The organism is Actinomycetota bacterium (genome assembly GCA_040905475.1).
In the GTDB taxonomy this organism is placed as follows: Bacteria; Actinomycetota; AC-67; order AC-67; family AC-67; genus DATFGK01.
Window position 1 is genome coordinate 3,385 of record JBBDRM010000041.1, and the last position, 5,029, is coordinate 8,413.

The following is a 5,029-nucleotide window of genomic DNA, read 5'->3' on the forward strand; positions in this document are numbered from 1 at the left end:
CGCGGGAACCCCGCCGTGTTCTTGCGGGAGAAGCCTCGCTTTCTTGAGGGAAGCGATAGATGAACTCCAGCTCGAGCTCGATCATGCGATGCGTGTGCGTCGCGATCGCTTGCTGCCCGCCATGAAGGACGGTCGCCTCTCGCGTGTGCCACATGTATCGCAGCTCTCGTTTCAAGTCCGTGTCACGGAGCTCTCTGGCTGGAACGCCGAGCTTCGTCGATCGAGGGCTCACGGGCCACCTCCCCTACCGGCTCATAGCTGATCTTCAGGACCGCAGCTCTTTGGACCCACCCACGCAGCCGAGGCAGGTGCTCCCCATAGTGGTCCGGCCGTCGGAACCAGCCTCGCCGGGGGGCACCGCAGCGCGGATAGACTCGAGCGTTCTCCATCGGACGCTTTCCGTCCTCTGGTCATCTGATGGCAACCTCGAATCGTAGGAGCGTGCGGGGCAACCATGGAACCGAACCAAAGACTTCGAGCGACGAGCGAATCGCTCACAGCCCGCCTCGACATCCCGGACGATCATCCTCCGCCGGGCCGCTCGCCATGCGCGTAGTTCTCTGGCACGCCTGGTCCCTCGAGGGGTCGGGCTCCAACGTTTTCGCGGCTGCTCTGGCGACCGCGCTCCGCGAGGCGGGGCATTCAGTTTTGATCCTCTCGCAGGATCCACACCCAGTGCGGCACGACTTCGTCGACGCGTGGGGCATCGTCGACGGCGACAGCGTATCCCACACCCATGCGACGGGGACCGAGCCCGCTGCGGGTCGCGCGGTGCTGCTACGACCCGACATCGGCTCGATCCTGCCCAGCTTCCTCGGGGAGCCCTTCGATGGGTACCGGGTGAAGCGGTTCGTGGATCTGTCACAGGCGGAGCTCAACACGTATCTCGATCGCAACATCCGCGCGCTCAGGGCCGCCGTGGCTTGGCACGGCTGCGACATGCTCCTCGCCGCTCACGCTGTTCCGGGGGGCCTTATCGCGCGGCAAGCCGTGGGCCGGGGCCTCTACGGGGTCGTGATCCACGGCAGCGATCTCGAGCACGCGGTTCTCCCGCAATCGCGTTACCGGGAGGCCGCTCGGGAGGCGCTGGAGGGAGCTAGGGCGGTGATCGGACCGAGCGCCGACGTTCTGAGCCGACTCGCTCGCATCTTCCCCACGATCGCAGAGCGGAGCCGGGTCGTGCGCCCGGGCGTCGACGGCCGGATGTTTCGCGCAGAGCCGCGCCATGTAGCGCTGGCACGGCTCGCGGCCATGCTCGAACGCGACGGGATACCGGGGAATCCCGTGGCGCTCGACCGCGCAGTCGAGTATGCGCTCCGGCGCCGTGACGCTCGCGCACTCGAAGAGCTTTCGTTCCGATACGATGACGCCGGCCACGATCCCCGGTCGGCCTCTCGGCTTCGTTCCCTGGCGAGCGCGGAGCGACCGCTGATCGGATACCTCGGCAGACTCGCTCCACAGAAGGGCACGAATCAACTCATCGAAGCGATCCTGCACCTGGGCCCCGAAGTAGGAGCTTTGATCGCAGGTTTCGGTCCGTCGCGCGCGTGGCTCAGCGCTCTTGTGAGGGTCCTCGACGAAGGGAACGAGTCGGCGCTCCGGTGGCTCGAGCAAGCCGACATTTCGCGTGTGGACCTGGGCCGGGCGCCGGCTATCGGGATGAGCGACCGGGTGATCTTCACCGGTCGGCTGGAGCACCGCGACGTTCCGGCGCTGGTGGGAGCGGTCGATGTGCTGGTGATCCCATCGCTTCCTCCGGAGTCCTTCGGAATGGTAGCCGTAGAGGCCGCAGCCGTAGGAGCGCTCCCCCTCATGCCTAGGCACTCCGGCCTCACCGAGACGGCCGAAGCGTTGGAGACGGCCGTCGGCAGGCCGGGGCTTTTTTCGTACCGGCATGGGCCGAGGAGCGCCCGGCGGATCGCGGCGGGGGTGCGGCGTCTCCTTGCACTACCGCCCGAAGAGCGATCCGATCTTCGGACGGGACTCCGAGCGTTCGTCACCGGCGAATGGACCTGGAAGCACACTGCTGACGGAGTTCTGCGTTCGATGCACCATGGCCGCTAACCCGCCGTCTTGATCCCGCGATCGTCATCCGCGCCGGTAGCGGGCGATCGCGATGGGAGCGAACACGAGAACGATGGCGACCGACCAGATCAGCGCTCATCTATCGAAGCCGCAAACGCAGAACTAGCGAGGATGCTGGGCTCGGCTGTAGCTGCTCGACAATCCTCTGCGAGAGCCCCGGCCGGTGAGCGTCCTTCCCTCACCAGCCTGAAGTGTGAGCTCGTTCAGGACATCCTTCAGAAGCACCATGAGGTCGGCTTGCAACTGGATCATCTCCTCGAGGATGTCGGCCTGCTCACGATCCTCGGTCTTTCTGCCCTCGTCGGCACCCATGACGGCTCCCTCACCAGATCGGCTGTTGTCGTGCATCGAGTTACGCAGCCGGCGTCTGGATGTCTCACGCGGCAGGAGCGAGTGACTTTGCGTCCGAGAACCGTCCTCCTTTAACCTAGATCAAATGGCTAAATCATCCACTTCAGTCAAGCGTTCTGTTCGTTCCCGGGCCGGTCGGAAGCTCGTCTGTCCCGAGTGTGGCTTCAAAGCGGCGCACCCCATGGGTCTGGGCCGGCATCGGGCGGCGCGGCATGGTGTTCCTTCCCAGCGCGAACTGATGCGCAAGAGCCAGGTCATGTCACGTTCGAAAGATCCAAGCCTTTCCACTCTGTCCAGACGGATAGGCAGGCTTGAGGAGCAGCACCAACTCTTGGTGGAGGCCCTCACGTCGGGGTTGCGGGCTACTCGGCCCAAAGGTTCCCGTCGTTCGACCTGATACGCCACCGCGAAGTCGGTTTCGTAGCGTCAGGCCGAACAAAGGGTGAGCGCGGGGAAGAACTCCAGTGGCTCTTCGATGCCTGCTTCTTGGGCGGCCGTCGAAGGATCCGCAAGCTGGGCTTGAGCCTTCCGCCGACGAGGTCCATTGCCGTGCGTGATATCGAAAGCGCGGTGCACATCGTGCCCTGGGGCACGAACGACCTCCCACTCCTGGAGAAGCTTCTCGGCGACCCCGAGATGACGCATCACATCGGCGGACCGGAAACGCCGGAGAAGCTCGCCGAACGCCAAGCGCGCTACGAGCGGACGCCCGAGCCGGGCACGGGCCGGCAGTTCAAGATCGTTCACTCCGTCACGGGCGAAGGCGTCGGCTGGGTCGGGTATTGGGAGCGCACCTGGCGAGACGAGCCGATCTACGAGATCGGATGGTCCGTGCTCGTTGCGTTCCAGGGTAAGGGCATCGGTAGCTCGGCGACCGCTCAGGCCCTCGCCCGCGCCAAGTCGGAGGGAAAGCATCGGTTCGCGCACGCCTTCCCTTCGGTCGCGAACCCGGCGTCGAATGGCATAGGCCGAACGCTGGGCTTCACGTTCGTGGAGGAGGTCCGGTTCGAGCATCCGCCGGGCACCTTCAGCCGGTGCAATGAATGGCGTTACGACCTCTTCGCCGACCAGTCCTAGCCGGACGGCCGGATTCGCTAGGCCATCTCGGCGGTTAGCCGCTCCCATTCGGCTTCGAGCTCACCGACCCGTTCCTGCAACCGCTCGTAATCGCGCACCGTATCCCCGACACTCTCACCGGATGTATAGAACCCCGGATCGGCCAGCATGGCGCCGAGCGTCTCCATCTCGCTGTGCGTTGCCTCGAGTTCTTGTTCGATCTTGCGGACCGCCGACTTCAGCCGCGACCGAGCCTGCCTCGCCTCGGCTTCCTCCCGTTTGGTGTTCGCGCGCGGCGTGGAGACCCGTTCCGGTACCGTGACCTCCGCGGCCGTCCGCTCGAGGTAGTACTCGTAGTCGCCCGCGAAGGAACGCGTCTGCCCGGCCGTCACCTCGACGATGCGGTCGGCGATCGATCGGATCAGATGCCGGTCGTGCGTGATCAGAACCATCGCTCCCTCGTACTCTTCGAGCGCATCCTCGAGGACGTCACGGCTGGTGATGTCCAGGTGGTTGGTAGGTTCGTCCAGGCAGAGCAGGTTCACCGGCGACACGAGCATCTTGGCCAGCGCGAGGCGCGACCGTTCCCCACCCGACAGAACGCGCACGCGCTTGTCCGCGTCTTCGCCGCTGAACAGGAACCGCCCGAGCAGGTCCCGGGGACGGACGTTCGCGTGCGGCGGCATGGCGCGCTCCAGCTCTTCGATCACTCGGAGCGACGGATCCAATGCCTCGAGCTGATGCTGCGCGAAATAACCGACGGACACGTTGTTTCCCAGCGTTCGCTCTCCACCGGTGGGGGCGAGCGCGCCGGCCAGCAGCTTGAGCAAGGTCGTCTTACCGGCGCCGTTCGGCCCCACCAACGCCACTTTCTGGCCACGTTCGACCTCAAGGCTCAGTCCCCGGTACACGGGATGGTCGCCGTAGCTGAACGCCACATCCCGCAACTCGACGACGACGCGGCCGGAACGCGGCGCCGGCGGGAAGCCGATCTTCATGGCGCGCGTCGTCACGGGTGCGTCGGGCGCGGCCTCCATCTTCTCCAGCATCTTGATGCGGCTCTGCACCTGTCGCGCCTTCGTGTTCTTGTACCGGAAGCGGTTGATGAACACCTCGGTCTGCGCGCGCTTGCGCGCGATGCCCTTCGCCGCCGCTTCCGCCTGGCGAGCGCGCAACTCGCGCTGTTCGACGAATGACCCGTAATCGCCCGTGTAGGGAACGAGCTTGCCCCGCTCGATCTCGGCGACGCGGGTCACGATGCCGTTCATGAAGTCGCGGTCGTGGCTGACCAGCATCACGGCGCCGTCATACGCGCGCAGGAACTGCTCGAGCCACACGACGGAGGAAAGGTCGAGATGGTTCGTCGGCTCGTCGAGCATCAGCGCGTCCGGGGAGGCGAGCAACAGCTTCGCCAGCGCGACGCGCATGAGCCATCCGCCGGAGAGCGAATCGGTGGGGCGCGCCGCGTCCTCATCGCTGAATCCGAGCCCGGCGAGGATCTGCTTGGCCTGCGTCTCGAGCGACCAGCCGCCGAGCG

General features: G+C 65.7%; 5 protein-coding genes. 2 read left to right on the forward strand and 3 right to left on the reverse strand.

Annotation, left to right across the window (positions count from 1 at the left end; all coding sequences use genetic code 11):
- Positions 1-232: DUF6158 family protein (locus WEB06_03725; protein MEX2554724.1), on the reverse strand; the 232-nt coding region annotated here is incomplete at its 3' end.
- Between the two features lie 314 nt (positions 233-546).
- Between WEB06_03725 and WEB06_03730 the strand changes: the two genes are divergently transcribed.
- The gene (locus WEB06_03730; GenBank protein MEX2554725.1) at positions 547-2,064 is read left to right on the forward strand and encodes a glycosyltransferase; all 1,518 of its coding nucleotides are present in this window, start codon (positions 547-549) and stop codon (positions 2,062-2,064) included.
- Positions 2,065-2,187: 123 nt separating this feature from the next.
- Here the strand turns inward: WEB06_03730 and WEB06_03735 are convergent, their stop codons facing one another.
- Positions 2,188-2,397, reverse strand: a complete 210-nt coding sequence (locus WEB06_03735) for a hypothetical protein (protein MEX2554726.1) — start codon at positions 2,395-2,397, stop codon at positions 2,188-2,190.
- Positions 2,398-2,985: 588 nt separating this feature from the next.
- Between WEB06_03735 and WEB06_03740 the strand changes: the two genes are divergently transcribed.
- Complete coding sequence (locus tag WEB06_03740) at positions 2,986-3,513, forward strand: GNAT family N-acetyltransferase (GenBank protein MEX2554727.1); 528 nt, start codon at positions 2,986-2,988, stop codon at positions 3,511-3,513.
- Positions 3,514-3,530: 17 nt separating this feature from the next.
- Here the strand turns inward: WEB06_03740 and WEB06_03745 are convergent.
- A partial coding sequence (locus tag WEB06_03745) for an ABC-F family ATP-binding cassette domain-containing protein (protein MEX2554728.1) occupies positions 3,531-5,029 on the reverse strand: 1,499 nt, incomplete at its 5' end.

Excerpts from the sequence above, each read along its gene's own strand:
- WEB06_03735 (MEX2554726.1), bottom strand. The coding sequence starts at position 2,397 with ATGGGTGCCGACGAGGGCAGAAAGACCGAGGATCGTGAGCAGGCCGAC.
- WEB06_03730 (MEX2554725.1), top strand. The coding sequence starts at position 547 with ATGCGCGTAGTTCTCTGGCACGCCTGGTCCCTCGAGGGGTCGGGCTCC.